This is a genomic window from Dickeya ananatis (assembly GCF_019464615.1).
Classification (GTDB): domain Bacteria; phylum Pseudomonadota; class Gammaproteobacteria; order Enterobacterales; family Enterobacteriaceae; genus Dickeya; species Dickeya oryzae.
The window spans coordinates 4219882-4240146 of sequence record NZ_CP040816.1 but is presented as its reverse complement, the minus strand read 5'-3'; the positions used below and the strand labels follow the sequence as shown (position 1 = coordinate 4240146).

Below are 20265 nucleotides of genomic sequence, written 5' to 3'. Positions count from 1 at the left end.
AGGCCACGGGGCGTTACCAGGACTGGGTTGCCTTAAAGGTATCGAGGATGCCTTTGAATTTACCCTCGATCTCATCGTTATAAGCACCAGTCTGGTCGATCTGCTGCAGAAGCTCGCCGTGCTCACGGCTGGCATAAGCCAGCAGTGCGGCTTCGAAGCTGCCGACTTTCGCCAGTTCAACGTCTTCCAGATAACCACGTTCTGCCGCGAACAGCACCAGAGACTGCTGCGCAACTGACATCGGCGCATACTGTTTCTGCTTCAGCAATTCGGTCACTTTCTGACCATGGCTCAGCTGTTTACGGGTTGCATCGTCCAGATCAGAGGCAAACTGGGAGAACGCTGCCAGCTCGCGGTACTGTGCCAGCGCGGTACGAATACCACCGGACAGTTTCTTCATGATCTTGGTCTGTGCAGCACCACCCACACGGGATACGGAAATCCCTGGGTTAACCGCCGGACGAATACCAGAGTTGAACAGGTTGGATTCCAGGAAGATCTGACCATCGGTAATCGAGATAACGTTGGTCGGAACGAACGCGGACACGTCGCCAGCCTGTGTTTCGATGATCGGCAGAGCAGTCAAAGAACCGGTTTGTCCTTTCACTTCACCTTTAGTGAAGGCTTCCACGTACTCGGCGTTAACACGCGCAGCACGCTCCAGCAGACGGGAGTGCAGATAGAATACGTCACCCGGATACGCTTCACGACCTGGCGGACGACGAAGCAACAGGGAAATCTGACGATAAGCGACAGCCTGTTTAGACAGGTCATCATAAATGATCAGCGCATCTTCACCGCGGTCACGGAAGTATTCGCCCATGGCGCAACCGGCATACGGTGCCAGGTATTGCAACGCAGCAGATTCAGACGCTGTTGCCACCACAACAATAGTGTTGGCCAATGCACCGTGCTCTTCCAGTTTACGCACCACGTTAGCAATGGTGGACGCTTTCTGGCCGATAGCGACATAAATACATTTGATGCCGGAATCACGCTGGTTGATGATGGCATCAATCGCCAGCGCGGTTTTACCGGTCTGACGGTCGCCGATGATAAGCTCACGCTGACCACGACCGATTGGAATCATGGCGTCCACAGACTTGTAACCGGTCTGAACCGGCTGATCAACGGACTGGCGATCGATAACACCCGGCGCAATGGTTTCTACGGCAGAGAAACCATCATGTTCCAGCGGGCCTTTACCGTCGATGGGTGCCCCCAGCGTGTTGACCACACGGCCTAACAGGCCACGGCCAACCGGCACTTCCAGAATACGGCCGGTGCATTTAACCTTCATGCCTTCAGCCAGATCCGCGTACGGACCCATGACTACCGCACCAACGGAGTCACGCTCCAGGTTCAGTGCGATCGCGTAACGGTTGCCCGGCAGGGAAATCATTTCACCCTGCATCACATCAGCCAGACCGTGTATGCGAATGATCCCGTCACTGACGGAAACAATCGTACCTTCGTTATGAGCTTCGCTCACAACGTTGAACTGAGCAATCCGCTGCTTGATCAGTTCACTGATTTCGGTGGAATTCAGTTGCATGCTCCAGTCCCCTTAAGACTGCAAGACGTCTGCCAGACGTTCCAGACGACCGCGAATACTGCCGTCTATCACCATATCGCCCGCGCGAATTACCACGCCGGCCATAACAGACTTATCAATTTTGCAATTCAGCTTCACTTTACGTGACAGACGTTGTTCCATTGCAGCAGTTATCCCTGATAACTGCTGCTCGCTCAACGTGGCGGCGGAAATGACCTCGACATCCACGGTCGATTCCAGCTCCGCACGCAATTGAACAAACTGTTCCAGTACCTCAGGCAGCACTGGCAAACGTCCGTTTTCAGCCATCACCCTGATCAGGTTCTGGCCTGCTTCATCCAGTTGTTCACCACACACGGTAATGAATGTCTGCGCCATGGTCTGGGGAGCGATAGCTCCGGCCAGCATGCCGGCAATATGTTCATTACGCGCAACTTCGGCAGCGAACGCCAGCATCTGCTGCCAGCGATCAAGCGCCTGGTGTTCAACGGCAAAGTCAAAAGCTGCTTTGGCGTAGGGGCGAGCTACCGTGACAAATTCAGACATCAGCCCCTCCCTCCTTACAGTTCAGCGACCAGTTTATCAACGATGTCGCTGTTGGCAGCTTCATCCACGGAACGTTCAATAATTTTCTCGGCACCAGCAATAGCCAGAATGGCAACCTGCTTACGCAACTCTTCACGGGCACGTTTGCGTTCGGCTTCGATTTCAGCCTGCGCCTGCGCCACGATTTTGTTGCGTTCCGCTTCCGCTTCCACTTTAGCTTCGTCCAGAATCAAAGCACGCTGTTTGTTTGCCTGCTCGATGATCACCTGAGCTTCCGCTTTGGCTTTCTTCAGTTGGTCGGTCGCATTGGCCTGCGCTAAGTTCAGATCTTTTTTGGCACGTTCAGCAGAAGCAAGACCGTCAGCAATTTCTTTCTGACGCTTTTCGATGGCTGCCATAATCGGCGGCCATACATACTTCATGCAGAACCAGACAAACAGGACGAACGCAATGGCCTGGCCGAGGATTGTTGCGTTAAGATTCACAGCACAATGCCTCTTTCATGAGTTAAATGAGTCGATGTCTTTAACCTGACAAGCTTACGCCTGCTTAGGCCACCGCAAACATCACGTACAGACCCAGACCTACCGCGATCATCGGGATAGCATCCACCAGACCCATAACGATAAAGAACTGTGTACGCAGCAGAGGGATCAGGTCAGGCTGGCGGGCAGCACCTTCCAAGAACTTACCACCCAGAATGCCGATACCGATTGCAGCACCGATTGCCGCCAGGCCCATCATCACAGCGGCAGCCATGTACAGCAGATCCATACTCAGGTTTTCCATGACAGTCTCCAGTTTGTTTCAGTTAAAACGTTGTAGTGTTGTGAAAAATTAATGCTCTTCAGATGCCATCGAAAGATAAACAACCGTCAGAACCATAAAGATAAAAGCCTGCAGCGTAATAATCAGAATGTGGAAAATGGCCCAAGGCACATTCAGAATCCACTGTGACCACCACGGCAACAAGCCTGCAATAAGGATGAAAATCAACTCACCCGCATACATGTTTCCAAACAGTCGCAAACCAAGAGATACCGGTTTGGACAGCAGGCTCACCCCTTCAAGAATCAGGTTGATGGGAATAAACACAGGGTGATTGAACGGCTGCATGGTCAGTTCTTTAACGAAACCGCCCACACCTTTCATCTTGATGCTGTAGAACAGAATCAGAATGAATACGCCCAGCGCCATGGACAGCGTAACGTTTACGTCAGCGGAAGGTACCACACGCAGATAAGCATGGGCAGGGTCATGACCGAGAGCGCTATAGATATGCGCCCAGATTTGCGGTAACAAATCGATAGGCAACAGATCCATCAGGTTCATCAGGAAGACCCAAACGAAAACGGTCAACGCCAATGGTGCGATAAGTTTGCTCTTCCCGTGGAACATGTCGCGAACACTGCCATCGACAAATCCCACAACCAGTTCGACCGCCGTTTGAAGTTTACCCGGTACGCCACTGGTCGCGGTCCTGGCAACCTTATGGAAGATAGCCAGAAAGAGTACGCCGAGGACCACGGAGAAAAACATCGAGTCGACGTTAATCGACCAGAATCCCGAGCCCACCTGCAAATGGGTCAGGTGGTGACCGATATACTCTTGCGGAGTAGATGCAGACATGATGTCTCTTACCCTTTTGTTGTTAACTACGGTAACGGTTAATTACAGCCGGTGCCACGATCTGCGTGATCAGCACCACTAAGTACGTCAGGCCAAGCGGAAAAAAAACCGCATGAAACACACCTAACGCCACCACCAATAGCACGATGGTGAAGAGCATTTTCAGCGCTTCTCCAACGGCAAACGACCAGGCTACCCGACCTTCCGGTGGCTTGTCTGCCTGATGCCGTACGGCAAACAGTATAAACACCATGCTCGGCAGCCAGGCTGCCAGCCCTCCAGCCAGTGCGGAAGCACCCGCTCTAAAGCCACCTGCGCAAAACGCAGCACCGGCAACAAAAATCACCGCCAACTGCAATAACAGCGATAACCGGGCGAGTTTCCCACTGTAAAGGGATACAGACATGATGATTCTCCGTACCTTTTCAGAGGTATGCTGAATGACCGTATAAAACTGCCTTTGCAGTACCGAGTCAAGCAGCGAAAAACGAGCAAATTATACGGGTCATCCATGCGAATTCAATCGATAAGTAGCAAAAAGGTGAACGATTATTTAAATTTATTTCCGAAGCCTTATTTTCACTAACTATCCCCAAAGATGATTAGAGAAACCCAATACATCTGACGTCAGCAATATGTGATATTTCTCACATAAAATTAAACTAAGGCTTTTACATCTGAATTGATTTTTTTTTGTCCTCAGTAAAAAAAGCCAGATATATTTTTTAATTTCAATACGTTAAAAACCAAGCACTCACAAAATCACCCGAATACTGCTACAAAACCATCTATTGACAAGCTGGATATTTTTTTCTCATGTTTTTAACACAATGGGACCGTCAATCCCCTTACCGAATCATACAAATAGTTTGCTGATATGCCTCTTTCATCCCCTCAACCGGAGAAGTTATACCACCGAGTTGTAAAATTACGGTGAACGAAAAAGTGATAAAGGTCATTATTTCACTTTGAGCTATCAGTATGAAAAGTTTACAACTATTCATGATTTCTTTGATAAATGACAAAATTAATTGGGCTTTAGCACCACCAGATGCCGCTCCCCGTCAAGCTCAGGAACCGACAGAGGAACGACCTTATCAACCGTGACACCTTGCGGCAATAATCCCATTTCTTCATGCGGAACAGTGCCTTTGAGAGCATAAAATCGGCCCTGTGGACGGGACGGCAGGTGATGACACCAGTTGACCATGTCTTGCAATGACGCAAAGGCACGACTAATCACACCATCAAACGCGGGTTCGGCAGGAAAATCCTCAACCCGACTCTGTACCGGTTCAATATTGTTCAGACCCAGCTCATGTTGCACCTGACGCAAAAAACGCACTCGTTTTCCCAGACTATCCAGCAGGACAAAATGCGCATCAGGGCGAGCAATAGCCAGCGGCACGCCTGGCAACCCCGGGCCGGTACCCACATCGATAAAACGATTTCCGCACAGGTGTGGTTCCACCACCAGACTGTCCATGATATGCCGGACCAGCATCTGTTCCGGCTCACGAACCGATGTCAGGTTATAGGCTTTGTTCCATTTGTGGAGTAACGCTATATACTGAAGCAACTGGTTTTTTTGCTGATCGGTCAGCGCCATTCCAGCACGCTGCAGCAGGCTGTTGAGTTTCTCTAGCACGAATAAATCCTGTTGTCGGTTAAGGCAACATGGCCGCGATAAGCGGCCATGCGTCAACGTAAGCGAACAGCGGTCTTTGTCAGGCGCTGCGGCGCAGCATACCTTGTTTTTTCAGCCAGACCAGTAGAATTGAGATAGCGGCAGGGGTGATGCCGGAAATACGCGATGCCTGACCAATCGACCCCGGTTTGTGATCGTTGAGTTTAGCGATCACTTCGTTCGACAAGCCACTGACCTGACGATAGTCCAGATCCGCAGGCAGCAATGTGTTCTCGTTGCGCAGTTGCTTTTCGATCTCATCCTGCTGGCGAGCAATATACCCTTCGTATTTGACCTGAATTTCCACCTGCTCAGTCGCCTGAACATCAGGCAAAGCTGGGGCAAACATCGGCAGCGCTGTCAGCTGTGCATAATCCATTTCAGGGCGTCGTAGCAGCTCTTCACCGTTGGCTTCACGCGATAAGGGCGATTTTAACAGGAGGTTGATCTGCTCTACGCCTTCGGTGTTCGGGTGAACCAGAATATCGCGCAGACGCTGGCGTTCTTTCTCTATATTTTCCAGTTTCTCATTAAAACGCGCCCAACGTTCATCATCGACCATCCCCAATTCGCGGCCAATGGCAGTCAAACGCAGGTCAGCATTATCTTCACGCAGCATCAGGCGGTATTCAGCGCGAGAGGTAAACATACGGTAAGGCTCTTTCGTTCCCAACGTGCACAGATCATCCACCAGTACGCCGATGTAAGCTTGATCACGGCGCGGCGTCCAGCCTTCCTGATCAAACGCCAGACGAGCCGCGTTTAGCCCTGCCAGCATCCCCTGAGCCGCCGCCTCTTCATAGCCGGTGGTACCGTTGATCTGACCTGCGAAAAACAGATTGTGGATAAACTTACTTTCCAGCGTGGGTTTTAAATCACGCGGGTCGAAATAGTCATACTCAATGGCATAACCGGGGCGGACGATACGTGCATTTTGCATACCGTCCATCGAACGGACGATCTGCCACTGTACGTCGAACGGCAAACTGGTTGAGATACCGTTCGGGTAAATTTCGTTACTGGTTAGCCCTTCCGGTTCCAGGAAAATCTGGTGTGCATTGCGATCGGCAAACCGCATCACTTTGTCTTCAATCGAGGGGCAATAACGAGGACCGATCCCTTCAATGACCCCTGCGTACATCGGGCTGCGATCCAGATTGTTACGGATCACGTCATGAGTACTCTCATTGGTATGGGTGATGTAACACGGCATCTGTGCCGGATGCTCACTGGCGTTCCCCAGGAAGGAAAACACCGGCATGGGGTCATCACCATGTTGTGGCGTCAGTACACTAAAATCGATAGTTCGGGCGTCAATACGCGGCGGTGTACCGGTTTTCAGACGACCGACACGCAGGGGAAGTTCGCGTAAACGGTGGGACAGTGCGATCGAAGGCGGATCGCCTGCTCGCCCGCCGCTGTAGTTATCCAGCCCGATGTGGATCTTGCCGTCCAGGAAAGTCCCCACCGTTAGTACCACCGCTTTAGCACGGAATTTCAGCCCCATTTGGGTTACCGCACCAACGACCTGATCATTTTCGACAATCAGATCCTCAACCGCCTGTTGGAACAGGGTTAGATTCGGCTGATTCTCCAGCGCGGTACGCACGGCCTGACGATACAGTACTCGGTCAGCCTGAGCACGTGTGGCGCGCACAGCCGGGCCTTTACTGGAGTTTAGTATCCTAAACTGAATACCACCACGATCGATCGCACGTGCCATCAGGCCACCCATCGCATCGATCTCTTTTACCAGATGCCCTTTCCCAATACCGCCGATCGCCGGGTTACAGGACATTTGCCCTAGCGTATCAATGTTGTGTGTCAGTAAAAGGGTTTGACGTCCCATTCGGGCAGAAGCCATCGCGGCTTCAGTACCCGCATGACCGCCACCGATCACGATGACGTCAAAAGGATCCGGATAAAACATGGTGCTACACCTCGCGTGGTTGCGAATGATCGTTACTTGCCCTGGGGTGGGGGATTCTACTTAAGTTTGTGCCGCCGACCAAGTCTGTTGGATCGGCGGGTAATTAAAGAAAGATCTTTTTTATTTAAAGATCTCTTTATTAGATCTCTTATTAGGATCCCCATGTGCTGTGGATAAGCCTGGATCCCAAAAGAAGATCAATAGGTTATTGCCGATCATTAGCTGTGAATGATCGGTGATCCCAGTCTGTATTAGCTGGGATCTGAAAGGGTAATTATGCACAGCTCAAAAAAGCATCTGTAGTTGTTATCTGGATAACTACGGGTTTTACCCGGCATTTCAAGCTATTTATCCACAGCAGCTAATGAAAAAAATAATTTTATTTGAGTAATTTTATCCATGATCTCAACCAGACCTCAGCCGGATCTTCCGGAATGTCATGCTGGGTAATGTCGATCTTCAGCATATCGCCGATCCTATGCGCTCCCAGATCCTGTAATAGCTGATCCAGTTTTACGATCGCGCCACAGAAGGTATCGTACTCGCTGCTACCGATGCCGATTGCCCCGTAACGGACAGCGGATAAATCAGGGCGTTTTTCCTGCAGGTCTTCATAAAAAGGCTGCAGGTTATCGGGTAGATCGCCAGCGCCGTGGGTGGAGGTGACCACCAGCCACACATTTTCAGGCGTAACCTCATCCCATTCCGGGCCATGCAGTAGCGTGGTGGTGAAATTATCCTGTTGCAGCAATGATTCCAGGTGCTCGGTAACGTACTCTGCGCTACCCAGTGTGCTGCCGCTAATGAGGGTAATGTCTGACATGCGTGATCCCGCCTGATTGAATGACGGCACATTGTACGCTGTGATCTTGGTGGGATCTACCTGTGGATAATAGGGGGATAGTAAAAAAGCATCAGGGCACGATGGTACGCATAATGGGGTTCTGCAACGAGATCAGCGTTTCGGTGGATTGGATTTCATCAATTGTCTGAATCTTGTTGATAAGTACATGTTGCAAGGCGTCGATAGAGCGGCACATGACCTTAATGAAGATGCTGTAATGCCCGGTGGTGTAATACGCCTCGACCACTTCTTCCAGATTGTTGAGTTTCTCCAGCGCGGACGGATAGTCCTTGGCACTTTTCAGGATGATACCGATAAAACAGCAGACGTCGTAACCCAGTTGCTTAGGGTTCACGTCCAGCCGTGTTCCCATGATGATGCCAGCCTGTTTCATCTTTTCCACCCTGACATGGATAGTGCCGGGGCTAACCGAAAACTGTTTCGCCAGTTCGGCATAGGGCGTGCGGGCATTATCCATCAGGGCGTTGAGGATGCCGCGATCGAGTTCGTCTATCGAGTATGTGTCTGCTGCCATAATGCTGCTCCGTAAAGGGCTGTCTGAAGCGTTTTACTGATTATTGCTGAATGAATCAACGACCAAAACGGCTGCTCGTTCAGGGAAGATACGCTACAAGAGGGATATCAGGATGAGGTATCAGACTTTTTCGTGCTGAAAGCGGCGTAACAGGCGGCTTTTCAGCCCGGTATCAAAGCGCCAGATATGATCAAAGATACGCAGAATGCCAGGTTTGCCATGTGCAGACATGGCGACAGCGTGAAAGCGGTGCTGCAGCCGATGCTGGCGGCGTTTGACTTCGTTGACCAGTTCGTCTGGCAGACGCTGGGCAATAAAGTCTGAAATGATGACGGCGTCGGCATCCTGCCAGGAGGCGGTGTCCATTTTTTCCAGCAGCGACGATAGGCAGCTTGCCAGATCAGTACCGCCCCGGAAGGTCTGGCTGAGAAAACGTATCGCTTCTTCCAGTCCGTTTTCTGAGGTCAGGTCATAACTGACGATGCCGGTTGAAAACAGCATAATGTAACAGCGGCGGTTTTCCGCCAGAGCAATCCGCATCAGCGCCAGACAGAAGGCTTTAGCGCAACGTTCGTTAAATCCGCCCATCGAACCGGAAGTATCCACACAAACGATAAACGGCCCTCGCGGTTGTTGCTCGTTGTGCTGATGAACGACCGGCCGCTCAAGCGTTTTTTCCCGCCAGCTCTCACCTTGTAGCCGGTACGTCAGTAAACGGTGTTCGGCCAGACGGCGGTAAAATTCAAACTCCAGCTCATGGGTCCCGAGGGTGGAAAGTTCGGTGGGCAGTAGCCGCAGAATGTCATCGCTCTGGTGGATGCCGCTAACTTGTTCCGGTGCAAACGCCGGTTCACGCACCATCACCTGAAAGGATTCTTTCGGTGCCTGATGGCTAAGAACCGATTTTGTCTCCCGGCTACGGCCCAGGCGCTCCGCCAGACGCTGCAGTTCCGGCTGTTTTTGCAAAAATGCCCCGGTCTCCAGTAACGCATTGAAGGGTTGTTTCATGCGTTTACTGGCGCTGAGATCCCACAGCCTGCCTGCGGCCGTGTCGTTTTCAGCCAGAATGGGTTCCAGCGCCCCACTTATCGTCAGGCGCTTTTGGATCTCGTCCAGTAACTGATCCCGCTCCTGTTCCATGATCTGATGGTGCAGATTCATCGTTTGCAGCGTCAGGCTAAGGCGCCAGCGCTGCATAAACAGGCTGTGCTGACTGGCGCTGATGCGGCGTTCTGAGGAGGGTGAGGCGGAACTGATCAGCTTTTCTGCCTGATTAAGGAAAGGAGAATCCACATGATGCAAGGTAGACATGATGTCTGGCAGAGTAGATTGAAAGGCATGCTCGCTGACTAACTGGGTCTGCTGATAACAGGTGAATTCTTTTTCCAGTTCGGGAGGCGCCTGGGTACTGCGTAGCCGTTGCCGGAGGTTCTCTTTCCACTCCGGTAAGTCACGCATGATGGCATTTTTCAGACGCGGATACTTGTCGAAGAACATCACCAGCTGAGGCGTTGCCATCAGGGCTACAATCACGTCATCCAGCAGATCGTTTTCATCGATGGATAACAGCATCTCCAGGGATTCCAGCGTCAGCATGATCGTTACTCCCGTTGTGACTGTACTATTTGTTCATCGACCTGTTGAAGGCTTTCTTCAATCCTGGCAAGCCATTCTTTCGGGACAAACAAGCAAGGCTGGTGACGCTCGAACAATCGGCGTTGTTCACGTAACTGGATTTTCAACGCTTCATATTCTTTAACTATCTCTTCCGGCAGATCGCCTTTTATCACGCCGGGCAGCGATAACACCGTGCTTTGTAAACTGATATCGCGAATGATCAGATGCTGGCGTTCATCCACTTCCATATCGAGATGCTGGCTAAAGCCGACGCCGTTGAGCTTCCCACGTATTTCGCCTCCCTTTTGCAGCCAGCTCGCCAGCACTTCCCGGTCGATAACCACATGGGTGACGGTATAGTCGTGCAGCAGCAGTGGTTTTTGTAGCATCAGCGTTATTTCGGCGGCGGTCAGGCTTTCAGGTAACGAGTGATGGGGTTTCCGGCCGAAAAAGTTGACCTGGCGTTCAACCTTGAATGCCTGCTGTTCACTTTGTTCCTGCTGATATTGCTGGCGTTTCACATTCAATTGCTGCAATCGGAACAGTAATGTCCGCTGTTGGTAGGCCTGTTCGCCCATCAATTGCTGTAATTGCTGTTCCACCAAGTTGTGGGTATCCAGGTCGTGCCATAGGCAGTCTTTGAGAAGGATCAGATCAACCGGGGTAATCGCTTCCCGTCCGCTAAAGAAGGCACAGGCCTGAAGCAGTCGTATGGCCTTCTTCCAGCGACGATCGGAAACATACGGCGAACCTTCCTGAGTATCCAGACGCTGGCGCAGTTGATAAATCAGTTCGAAGCAATTTTCTGGTAACGGTATATGCTCGATATGAGATTGCCACTGTTGGTACTCTTCATCGCTGACGCTCAGTGCCGGGCTGATAAGGTTATCCTGCTCTGCGGGTGACGCGGTGAGCATGGCGCGGAAGTTGTGTTTATCCTGCACCCGGTCAAGCCAGAGGCGAATCAGCATACGGTCATACAAGGCTTCCAGGCTGCTGTCGGCTTCAGGCAGTTCGTTGGAGGCCGTGACCAGTAGCCGCATCGGGATGGGTTCTTCGCTATTGCCGTTGCGAAAGCGCCGCTCGTTGATGGCGGTCAGCAGGGTATTCAGGATTGCAGGACCGGCTTTCCAGATTTCATCCAGAAAGACAATTTCAGCTTCTGGCAGGTAACCGGTTGTCAGGCGCTGATAGCGCCCTTCGTCTTTCAGTGCCTGAATGGAGAGTGGGCCGAAGACCTCTTCTGGCGTTGAAAAACGCGTCATCAGGTATTCAAAGGCGCGCGCGTGTCTGAATGCGTATTTCAGGCGACGTGCAATCAGGCTCTTGGCAATCCCTGGCGGCCCCAACAGGAAGACGCTCTCGCCGCTGAGCGCTGCCAGCAGGCAAAGTCGGATGGCGTGTTGCCGTTCGTAAAGACCGTGTTCGAGAGCATGGCTCAGGCGAGAGATACGGTCGGCCAGCGCTGTGGGTTGCATCATAATAGATCCGTCATTGCGGTAAATGCCGTCAAGAGCGTGTAATAAACGTCAGAAAGACTACGTTTTCTTCATTAGCTATACATTAATTATTGTCACCATTGCTGGTGTTAAGCAACAGAGGTGCCAGCCCCGAACAGAACCAAGGTAGTATTAAAGAATGGGCTTTTAACGTGATTTGTGCATACTGTGCGTTTTCGGGCTACTCCAACCAGAATAAGGCCCGATTTGTTAATGAATTGATAACAGAAGACAAGGTTTATGAATTCAGAACATAAACGTTCACTTCCAGCGGTTACGCTGGCTGCCATCGGTGTAGTGTATGGCGACATCGGCACCAGCCCGCTCTATACGCTCAGGGAGTGTCTTTCCGGGCAGTTTGGTTTCGGGGTTGAACCTGATTCCGTCTTTGGCTTTCTCTCACTGATATTCTGGCTGCTGGTGCTAGTGGTATCCCTTAAGTACCTCAGCTATGTCATGCGTGCGGATAACGCCGGTGAAGGTGGGATCCTGACGCTGATGTCGCTGGCCGGACGCAATACGTCTGACAAGATGACCGCCGTCGTGGTGATCATGGGGTTGATCGGCGGCAGCTTCTTCTATGGTGAGGTGGTGATTACCCCCGCGATTTCCGTGATGTCGGCGATCGAAGGGCTGGATATCGTTGCGCCGTCGCTGGATACCTATATCGTGCCTATTTCGATAGTGGTACTGACACTATTGTTTATGATTCAAAAGCACGGTACGGGTCGGGTCGGTAGCCTGTTTGCGCCGATCATGATGCTGTGGTTTTTGTCGCTCGGTGTGTTGGGGGCTCGCAGCATTATCGCCAATCCAGAGGTATTGCAGGCACTCAATCCCCAATGGGCAATTAACTTTTTCATTCAATATAAATCGGTGTCCTTCTTTGCGCTGGGGGCGGTAGTACTGGCGATCACTGGGGTTGAGGCGCTGTATGCCGATATGGGCCACTTCGGCAAGCTGCCGATTCGTATCGCCTGGTTTTCAGCGGTTTTGCCGTCGCTGGTGCTCAACTACTTTGGCCAGGGCGCGCTGTTGCTGAAAAATCCAGAGGCTATCAAAAACCCGTTCTTCCTGCTGGCGCCGGATTGGGCGCTGATTCCGCTGTTGGTGCTGGCTACGCTCGCCACCATCATCGCTTCTCAGGCGGTCATTTCTGGGGTGTTCTCGCTGACCCGTCAGGCGGTTCGTCTGGGGTATCTGCCACCGATGCGCATCGTGCATACGTCAGATATGGAGTCTGGACAGATTTATATCCCGTTTATCAATTGGTTGCTGTATGTGGCGGTGGTAATCGTTATTATCAGCTTTGAACATTCCAGCAATCTGGCCGCCGCCTATGGGATTGCGGTGACCGGCACGATGGTGCTGACCAGCATCCTGTCCTGTACGGTGGCGCTGAAAAATTGGCACTGGTATCGCTATTTGGTCTGGTTGCTGCTGGTGGCTCTGCTGGCTATCGACTTGCCGATGTTCCTGGCCAACGTGGTGAAGATTATTTCTGGTGGCTGGTTGCCGCTGGCGCTGGGGATGGTGATGTTTATCATCATGACGACCTGGAAAAGCGAGCGTTTTCGGCTATTACGCCGTATCCATGAGCATGGTAATTCGCTGGATGCGATGATCGCGTCGCTGGAGAAGAACCCGCCAGTGCGTGTAACAGGAACGGCTGTCTATCTGTCGCGTGCTACCCATGTTATTCCGTTTGCTTTGCTGCACAATCTTAAACACAACAAGGTATTGCACGAGCGCGTGGTGCTGCTGACCATGAGAACGGAAGACGCGCCTTATGTGCACAACGCCCGGCGTGTTTCGGTGGAGCAACTTTCCCCCACCTTCTGGCGTGTGGTCGCCAGCTATGGCTGGCGTGAAACGCCGAATGTAGAAGAGGTATTCCATCGTTGCTGGCAGGATGGATTGACCTGCCAGATGATGGAAACTACGTTCTTTTTGTCGAATGAATCGCTGATGATGGGGGCTCGACCCTGGTATCTGCGTGTTCGCGGTAAGTTGTTCATGATGCTGAGCCGCAATGCGCTGCGCGCAGCGGATCAATTCGAAATACCACCGAACCGGTTGATTGAATTGGGAATTCAGGTAGAAATCTGATTCCGGGCGAGCGGATAAATAAGCGGGTGAGGTTTAACAGGATCTCACCCGCTGTGGTATTGGGGGCGTCTTCTTCCCGCCTACTGTTATCTTGTCGCCATCTCCTCTAAAACCCTCCGGCTTTGTCTGGCAATGCTCTGCTGCGTCTTTTTTATTGGTTTTAATAACTTAAAATCTTCCTTTTATTACGCCAACGAAACGTTTCGATAACGATCACATTTTCATAAGATAATCGTTGCCTTCTCCGGTTCTTTTTCTACACTTGCTCTATAAGCGAAACGTTTCGCTCCCAGGATAAACAACATGAAAAAAGGTGTGTTACTTCATTCCGATATCTCGTCGGTGATTTCCCAACTGGGACATACCGATCAGATTGTCATTGCTGACGCCGGTTTACCGATTCCAGCGACGACGGCCCGCATCGACCTGGCTTTGACCCATAACGTTCCTGGCTTCTTGCAGGTGCTGGACGTGGTGACGGCGGAAATGCAGGTGGAAGCGGCGATTTTGGCTCAGGAAATCATTGAGAAAAACACCACACTCCATGAAGCGTTATTAAAACAGTTAGCACAACTTGAACAACACCAGGGAAATACCATTTCACTGCATTACGTCAGCCACGAAGAGTTTAAAAAACAAAGTGGTCAGAGCCGGGCCATTATTCGTACAGGGGAATGTTCTCCTTATGCGAATGTGATCCTTTGTGCTGGCGTCACCTTCTGAGGTAGCGATGCAACCTTTACTGCAATTGCAAGGCATCACCAAAACGTTCCCCGGCGTTAAGGCGCTGTCCGGCGCGGCATTGAATGTCTATCCGGGCAAAGTCATGGCGCTGGTGGGAGAAAACGGTGCCGGCAAGTCCACCATGATGAAAGTGCTGACGGGCATTTATCGTCGGGATGCCGGTAGTATCCAGTTTTTGGGCAAGGATGTGGATTTCAGTGGTCCCAAAGCCTCTCAGGAAGCAGGGATCGGCATTATCCATCAGGAACTGAACCTGATTCCCCAATTAACCATTGCGGAAAATATTTTCCTCGGCCGTGAATTTACCAACCGTCTGGGGCGTATTGACTGGAAGCGCATGTATGACGAGGCGGATAAACTGCTCAAGCGTTTGAACCTGCGTTATGACAGCCGCCGCCTGGTGGGGGAATTGTCGATTGGCGATCAACAGATGGTTGAAATCGCCAAGGTGCTGAGCTTTGAGTCTCGGGTCATCATTATGGATGAACCTACCGATGCGCTGACGGATACTGAAACCGCCTCGCTGTTTAGTGTTATCCGGGAATTGCAGGCCCAGGGCTGCGGCATTGTCTATATCTCCCATCGACTCAAAGAGATTTTCGAAATCTGCGACGATGTGACCGTGTTCCGTGATGGCCAGTTTATCGGCGAGCGTGCAGTGAGTGAATTACAGGAAGATTCGCTGATTGAAATGATGGTGGGACGTAAGCTGGAAGATCAGTACCCCCGTTTGAATCAGGCGCCTGGTGACGTGCGTTTGCAAGTCAGCGAATTGTCCGGGCCGGGGGTGAATAACGTGAGCTTCACCCTGCGCAAAGGCGAGATTCTCGGGGTGGCCGGGCTAATGGGGGCCGGTCGCACCGAACTGATGAAAGTGTTGTATGGTGCGTTGCCACGTACCCACGGCAGCGTCTCCTTAGACGGGGAGAACATCGTGGTGCGCAGTCCACAGGACGGCCTGGCCAGCGGCATTGTGTATATTTCCGAAGACCGTAAGCGAGACGGGCTGGTGCTCGGCATGTCGGTAAAAGAAAACATGTCCCTGACGGCACTGCGTTATTTCAGTAACGCAGCGGGTTCGCTGCGGCATGGCGATGAGCAGCAGGCGGTGGGCGATTTCATCCGCATGTTCAATATTCGCACTCCGTCCATGTCCCAGCCGATCGGGTTATTGTCCGGCGGTAATCAGCAGAAAGTGGCGATCGCCCGCGGGTTGATGACCCGTCCCAAAGTGCTGATTCTGGATGAGCCGACCCGTGGCGTCGATGTGGGGGCAAAAAAAGAAATCTATCAGTTAATCAACCAGTTCAAGCAAGAAGGGTTAAGCATCATTCTGGTATCGTCGGAAATGCCCGAAGTGCTCGGGATGAGCGATCGCATTATTGTCATGCACGAAGGGCACCTGAGCGGTGAGTTCCCGATTGAACAGGCTACACAGGAAGCGCTGATGGCTGCGGCCGTTGGTAAGCAATACGGCGTAAAGCAGGAGTAAATCAGATATGAGTTCTCAAACTATCACAGCAAAGCGCTGGCTCAGCAAAGAGTGGCTGATGGAGCAAAAATCATTGATCGCCCTGCTGATTCTTATCGCTGTGGTGTCTTCAATGAGTCCCAACTTTTTTACCCTGAACAACCTGTTCAACATCCTGCAGCAAACCTCGGTAAACGCCATTATGGCGGTGGGAATGACACTGGTTATCCTCACCTCCGGTATCGATTTGTCGGTAGGGTCGTTGCTGGCGCTGACAGGGGCGGTTGCTGCGTCTATCGTCGGGCTTGAGATCAATGCGTTGGTGGCGGTATTCGCGGCGCTGGCGCTGGGTGCGGTCATCGGTGCGGGAACGGGGATTATCATTGCCAAAGGGCGAGTACAGGCCTTTATTGCTACGCTAGTGATGATGTTGCTGCTACGTGGCGTCACGATGGTCTACACCAACGGCAGTCCTGTCAATACTGGTTTTTCTGATGCGGCGGATGCGTTGGGGTGGTTCGGCATCGGACGTCCTCTGGGAGTACCTACGCCAATCTGGATTATGGCAGTGGTATTTCTGGCAACCTGGTACATGCTGCACCATACCCGCATTGGTCGCTATATCTATGCGTTGGGCGGTAATGAAGCGGCAACCCGTCTTTCCGGGATCAGCGTTGATAGAGTCAAAATCGTTGTTTATTCGTTGTGCGGTTTGTTGTCGGCATTGGCGGGCATTATTGAAGTTGCCCGTCTGTCTTCAGCACAGCCAACGGCAGGGACGGGGTATGAACTGGATGCCATTGCGGCGGTAGTGCTGGGTGGTACAAGTTTGTCAGGTGGTAAAGGACGCGTGGTGGGAACGTTAATCGGTGCCTTGATTCTGGGGTTCCTGAATAACGGGCTTAACCTGTTAGGGGTTTCTTCTTACTACCAGATGATCGTCAAGGCGGTGGTTATTCTGCTGGCGGTTTTGGTAGATAACAAAGGCAGTAAATAACTTTTCATTCACACAGGAATTGAAATATGAACTTGAAGAAGATTGCTACTCTGGTTTCCGCTGTCGCGCTGAGTGCAACGGTCAGTGCCAATGCACTGGCAAAGGATACCATTGCTCTTGTTGTTTCCACGCTGAATAACCCGTTCTTTGTGTCGTTGAAAGATGGCGCCCAAAAAGAAGCGGACAAACTGGGCTACAACCTGGTCGTGCTTGATTCCCAGAACAACCCAGCCAAAGAACTTTCCAACGTGCAGGATTTGACTGTCCGCGGCACCAAGCTGTTGCTGATCAACCCGACGGATTCCAACGCGGTGGGTAATGCGGTGAAACTGGCTAATCAGGCCAAAATTCCGGTTATCACGCTGGACCGTGTCGCTGCCAGCGGTGAAGTCGTTAGCCACGTTGCTTCCGATAACGCCTTCGGCGGTAAAGTTGCCGGCGATTTCATCGCTAAAAAACTGGGTGAAGGTGCCAAAGTTATTCAACTGGAAGGTCTGGCGGGTACGTCTGCTGCTCGCGAACGTGGCGCTGGTTTCATGAAGTCTGCCGAGAAAAACAAATTTAATATGCTGGCAAGCCAGCCTGCGGATTTCGACCGTACCAAAGGTCTGAATGTGATGCAAAACCTGCTGACCGCTCACCCGGATGTTCAGGCTGTCTTCGCCCAGAATGACGAAATGGCACTGGGTGCTCTGCGCGCTCTGCAGACCGCGGGTCGTGACAATGTACTAGTCGTTGGTTTCGATGGTACCGCTGATGGCTTGAAAGCGGTAGAAAGCGGCAAGATGGCGGCTACCGTGGCTCAGCGTCCTGATCAGATCGGTGTCATCGGCGTGGAAACGGCTGACAAGGTGCTGAAAGGCGAAAAAGTACAGCAGATCATCCCTGTCGACCTGAAACTGGTTACTAAGTAATAACATCATCAAAACGTAATACCGCACGTGCAGTACGGCGCCACCCCTGGTGGGTGGCGCGTAATCAACATCGGGGTTCATGTTAATGAAATCAGGCAAGCTGGTAGTCTTGGGAAGTATCAATGCGGATCATATTTTGAATCTGGCTCAGTTTCCCCGCCCAGGTGAGACGGTGATCGGTAAACAATATGGTGTGGCATTTGGCGGTAAAGGCGCGAACCAGGCGGTGGCTGCCGGGCGTAGTGGCGCAGATATCGAATTTATCGCTTGTGTCGGCGCTGACGATATCGGCGAACGTATTCGCCAGCAACTCATCAAGGACCGAATTGATGTTTCCGCCGTTGAAGCGATTCCCGGCCAGACTACCGGGGTGGCATTGATTTTCGTTAACGGTGAAGCTGAAAACATGATTGGTATTCATGCGGGGGCTAATGCAGCCGTAACGCCTGATTACCTGCATCGCTATCAGCAGAAAATTACTGATGCCTCCGCGCTGTTGATGCAACTGGAGTCGCCGCTGGAAACAGTGATAGCAGCTGCTCGCCTGGCGCATGACAGTGGCACTAAAGTTATCCTCAACCCGGCTCCAGCTTGTTCTCTGCCTGACGAGTTATTGTCATTGGTGGATATGATCACGCCGAATGAGACGGAAGCGCAGATCCTGACCGGGGTGAGCGTAGAAACCGAAGAAGATGCACAACGTGCCGCACAGGTACTGCATGATAAAGGGATCTCAACAGTATTGATTACCCTTGGCAGCCGTGGAGTCTGGTTAAGCGAACAAGGGCAAGGTCAGCGTATTCCCGGTTTCCGGGTCAACGCGGTTGATACCATTGCGGCGGGCGATACCTTCAATGGCGCGTTGGTGACGGCTTTGCTGGAGTCACGTCCTATGGATGCGGCGGTTAAGTTTGCTCATGCGGCGGCGGCTATCGCGGTAACTCGCCATGGCGCTCAGCCTTCTGTTCCCTGGCGTGAAGAGATTGATGCCTTCCTGAATGCACAGGAGTAATCCTTGGCGACAATGAAAGACGTGGCCCGTCTGGCTGGGGTATCCACATCAACGGTTTCTCATGTCATCAACGATAACCGCTATGTCAGCGATGCCATTCGCGAGCGGGTAATGAAAGCGGTGGAACAACTGAACTACGCGCCGTCTGCGCTGGCGCGTAGTCTCAAAATCAACCAGACTCGTACCATTGGTATGTTGCTGACGGCAAGTAGCAACCCGTTTTATGCAGAAGTCGTACGTGGTGTGGAACGTTGTTGCTACGAACGAGGCTACAGCCTGATTCTTTGCAACACCGAAGGTGATCACCACCGTCTGAGCCGCAGTCTGGAGACGTTGCTGCAAAAGCGGGTGGATGGGCTGTTGCTGATGTGCACTGAGAGCTATCTGCCTTCACCGGATATTATTCGTCGCTATCCTTCTATTCCTGTGGTGATGATGGACTGGGCACCGTTTGAAGGCAGCAGCGATATCATCAAAGATAATTCGCTGCAAGGCGGCGAAATGGCGACTCACTACCTGATTTCTCAGGGCTATCGCAAAATTGCCTGTATTGCAGGTCCGCAAGATAAAACCACCGCCCACAATCGTCTGGAAGGTTATCGTAAAGCGATGCACCAGTCGGGCTTGTCGATTCCTGTGGGTTACGAGGTGATCGGGGACTTTGAGTTTGAAGCTGGTTTTCGCGCCATGCAGCAGTTACTGGCGCTACCGGAGCGCCCTGATGCTGTCTTTACCAGTAATGATGCGATGGCGGTAGGCGTTTATCGTGCCTTATATGAGGCGGGGTTATCCATTCCTGATGATATGGCTGTGGTGGGTTACGACGATATTGAACTGGCTCGTTATCTATCGCCGCCCTTGACGACGATACATCAGCCTAAAGGTGAGCTCGGTGAACTTGCCATTGATACGCTTCTCCACCGGTTGGAGCACCCGGATGCAGAACATAATGTATTGGTGCTGACACCCGAGTTAATCGTGCGTAGCTCTGTCGGTAAAATCCACGCTTAACTAACCTTTCTCCTTTCTTTCTGGCGTTTATGCCGCAGAAAAGCGGCATATTGGCCAATTCCCACTCGCTTTGCCTGAAAACCATCCAGTTGATAATTATTTTGTATTTATCGCTTGTCAGGCCGGAATAACTCCCTATAATGCGCCTCCACTGACACGGCAACA

At 51.8% G+C, this 20265-nt stretch carries 19 protein-coding genes; 7 read left to right on the top strand and 12 right to left on the bottom strand.

Annotated elements, in window-relative coordinates; genetic code table 11:
• Positions 1-13 precede the first annotated feature (13 nt).
• The 12 genes from atpA to ravA all read right to left on the bottom strand — a co-directional run bounded on the left by atpA (position 14) and on the right by ravA (position 11824).
• Positions 14-1555: a F0F1 ATP synthase subunit alpha gene (gene atpA / locus FGI04_RS18890; protein ID WP_342699174.1), complete on the bottom strand. Its 1542-nt coding sequence runs from the start codon at positions 1553-1555 to the stop codon at positions 14-16.
• Positions 1556-1567: 12 nt separating this feature from the next.
• Positions 1568-2101 carry a F0F1 ATP synthase subunit delta gene (gene atpH, locus FGI04_RS18885; protein WP_012886749.1) on the bottom strand — a complete coding sequence of 178 codons (534 nt, stop codon included), beginning with the start codon at positions 2099-2101 and terminating at the stop codon, positions 1568-1570.
• Positions 2102-2115: 14 nt separating this feature from the next.
• Complete coding sequence (gene atpF / locus FGI04_RS18880; protein ID WP_012886748.1) at positions 2116-2586, bottom strand: F0F1 ATP synthase subunit B; 471 nt, start codon at positions 2584-2586, stop codon at positions 2116-2118.
• 64 nt (positions 2587-2650) lie between these two features.
• A complete protein-coding gene (gene atpE, locus FGI04_RS18875; RefSeq protein WP_004093904.1) occupies positions 2651-2890 on the bottom strand; it encodes a F0F1 ATP synthase subunit C in 240 nt (79 codons plus the stop codon).
• A 48-nt stretch (positions 2891-2938) separates the two neighbouring features.
• Entirely contained in the window at positions 2939-3730 is a 792-nt protein-coding gene (atpB, locus tag FGI04_RS18870) for a F0F1 ATP synthase subunit A (RefSeq protein ID WP_016941654.1), read from the bottom strand.
• Positions 3731-3752: 22 nt separating this feature from the next.
• Positions 3753-4136, bottom strand: a complete 384-nt coding sequence (gene atpI / locus FGI04_RS18865; RefSeq protein ID WP_407274303.1) for a F0F1 ATP synthase subunit I — start codon at positions 4134-4136, stop codon at positions 3753-3755.
• Positions 4137-4757: 621 nt separating this feature from the next.
• Complete coding sequence (gene rsmG, locus FGI04_RS18860; RefSeq protein ID WP_342699175.1) at positions 4758-5378, bottom strand: 16S rRNA (guanine(527)-N(7))-methyltransferase RsmG; 621 nt, start codon at positions 5376-5378, stop codon at positions 4758-4760.
• Between the two features lie 79 nt (positions 5379-5457).
• Entirely contained in the window at positions 5458-7347 is a 1890-nt protein-coding gene (gene mnmG, locus FGI04_RS18855; protein ID WP_407337119.1) for a tRNA uridine-5-carboxymethylaminomethyl(34) synthesis enzyme MnmG, read from the bottom strand.
• Between the two features lie 379 nt (positions 7348-7726).
• On the bottom strand, positions 7727-8170 hold the full coding sequence (mioC, locus tag FGI04_RS18850; RefSeq protein WP_407274304.1) for an FMN-binding protein MioC: 444 nt from the start codon (positions 8168-8170) through the stop codon (positions 7727-7729).
• Positions 8171-8261: 91 nt separating this feature from the next.
• Positions 8262-8726, bottom strand: coding sequence for a transcriptional regulator AsnC (gene asnC / locus FGI04_RS18845; protein WP_407274305.1), 465 nt, complete (start codon positions 8724-8726; stop codon positions 8262-8264).
• Positions 8727-8846: 120 nt separating this feature from the next.
• Positions 8847-10322 (bottom strand): ATPase RavA stimulator ViaA, encoded by a 1476-nt coding sequence (gene viaA / locus FGI04_RS18840; RefSeq protein ID WP_342699179.1) that lies wholly within the window; start codon positions 10320-10322, stop codon positions 8847-8849.
• Between the two features lie 5 nt (positions 10323-10327).
• Positions 10328-11824, bottom strand: coding sequence for an ATPase RavA (gene ravA, locus FGI04_RS18835; protein WP_407274306.1), 1497 nt, complete (start codon positions 11822-11824; stop codon positions 10328-10330).
• Between the two features lie 258 nt (positions 11825-12082).
• On the opposite strand from ravA, the gene kup reads away from it, so the two are divergent.
• From kup to rbsR, 7 genes are all read left to right on the top strand, one after another.
• Complete coding sequence (kup, locus tag FGI04_RS18830) at positions 12083-13951, top strand: low affinity potassium transporter Kup (RefSeq protein ID WP_342699181.1); 1869 nt, start codon at positions 12083-12085, stop codon at positions 13949-13951.
• A 303-nt stretch (positions 13952-14254) separates the two neighbouring features.
• Positions 14255-14674, top strand: coding sequence for a D-ribose pyranase (gene rbsD / locus FGI04_RS18825; protein ID WP_016941663.1), 420 nt, complete (start codon positions 14255-14257; stop codon positions 14672-14674).
• Positions 14675-14681: 7 nt separating this feature from the next.
• Complete coding sequence (gene rbsA / locus FGI04_RS18820; protein ID WP_407337118.1) at positions 14682-16187, top strand: ribose ABC transporter ATP-binding protein RbsA; 1506 nt, start codon at positions 14682-14684, stop codon at positions 16185-16187.
• A 7-nt stretch (positions 16188-16194) separates the two neighbouring features.
• On the top strand, positions 16195-17163 hold the full coding sequence (rbsC, locus tag FGI04_RS18815) for a ribose ABC transporter permease (RefSeq protein WP_012886736.1): 969 nt from the start codon (positions 16195-16197) through the stop codon (positions 17161-17163).
• Between the two features lie 26 nt (positions 17164-17189).
• The gene (rbsB, locus tag FGI04_RS18810) at positions 17190-18077 is read left to right on the top strand and encodes a ribose ABC transporter substrate-binding protein RbsB (RefSeq protein ID WP_407274308.1); all 888 of its coding nucleotides are present in this window, start codon (positions 17190-17192) and stop codon (positions 18075-18077) included.
• 85 nt (positions 18078-18162) lie between these two features.
• Complete coding sequence (rbsK, locus tag FGI04_RS18805; RefSeq protein ID WP_407337117.1) at positions 18163-19089, top strand: ribokinase; 927 nt, start codon at positions 18163-18165, stop codon at positions 19087-19089.
• Positions 19090-19092: 3 nt separating this feature from the next.
• Positions 19093-20100, top strand: a complete 1008-nt coding sequence (gene rbsR / locus FGI04_RS18800; RefSeq protein WP_253001557.1) for a ribose operon transcriptional repressor RbsR — start codon at positions 19093-19095, stop codon at positions 20098-20100.
• Positions 20101-20265: the final 165 nt, after the last annotated feature.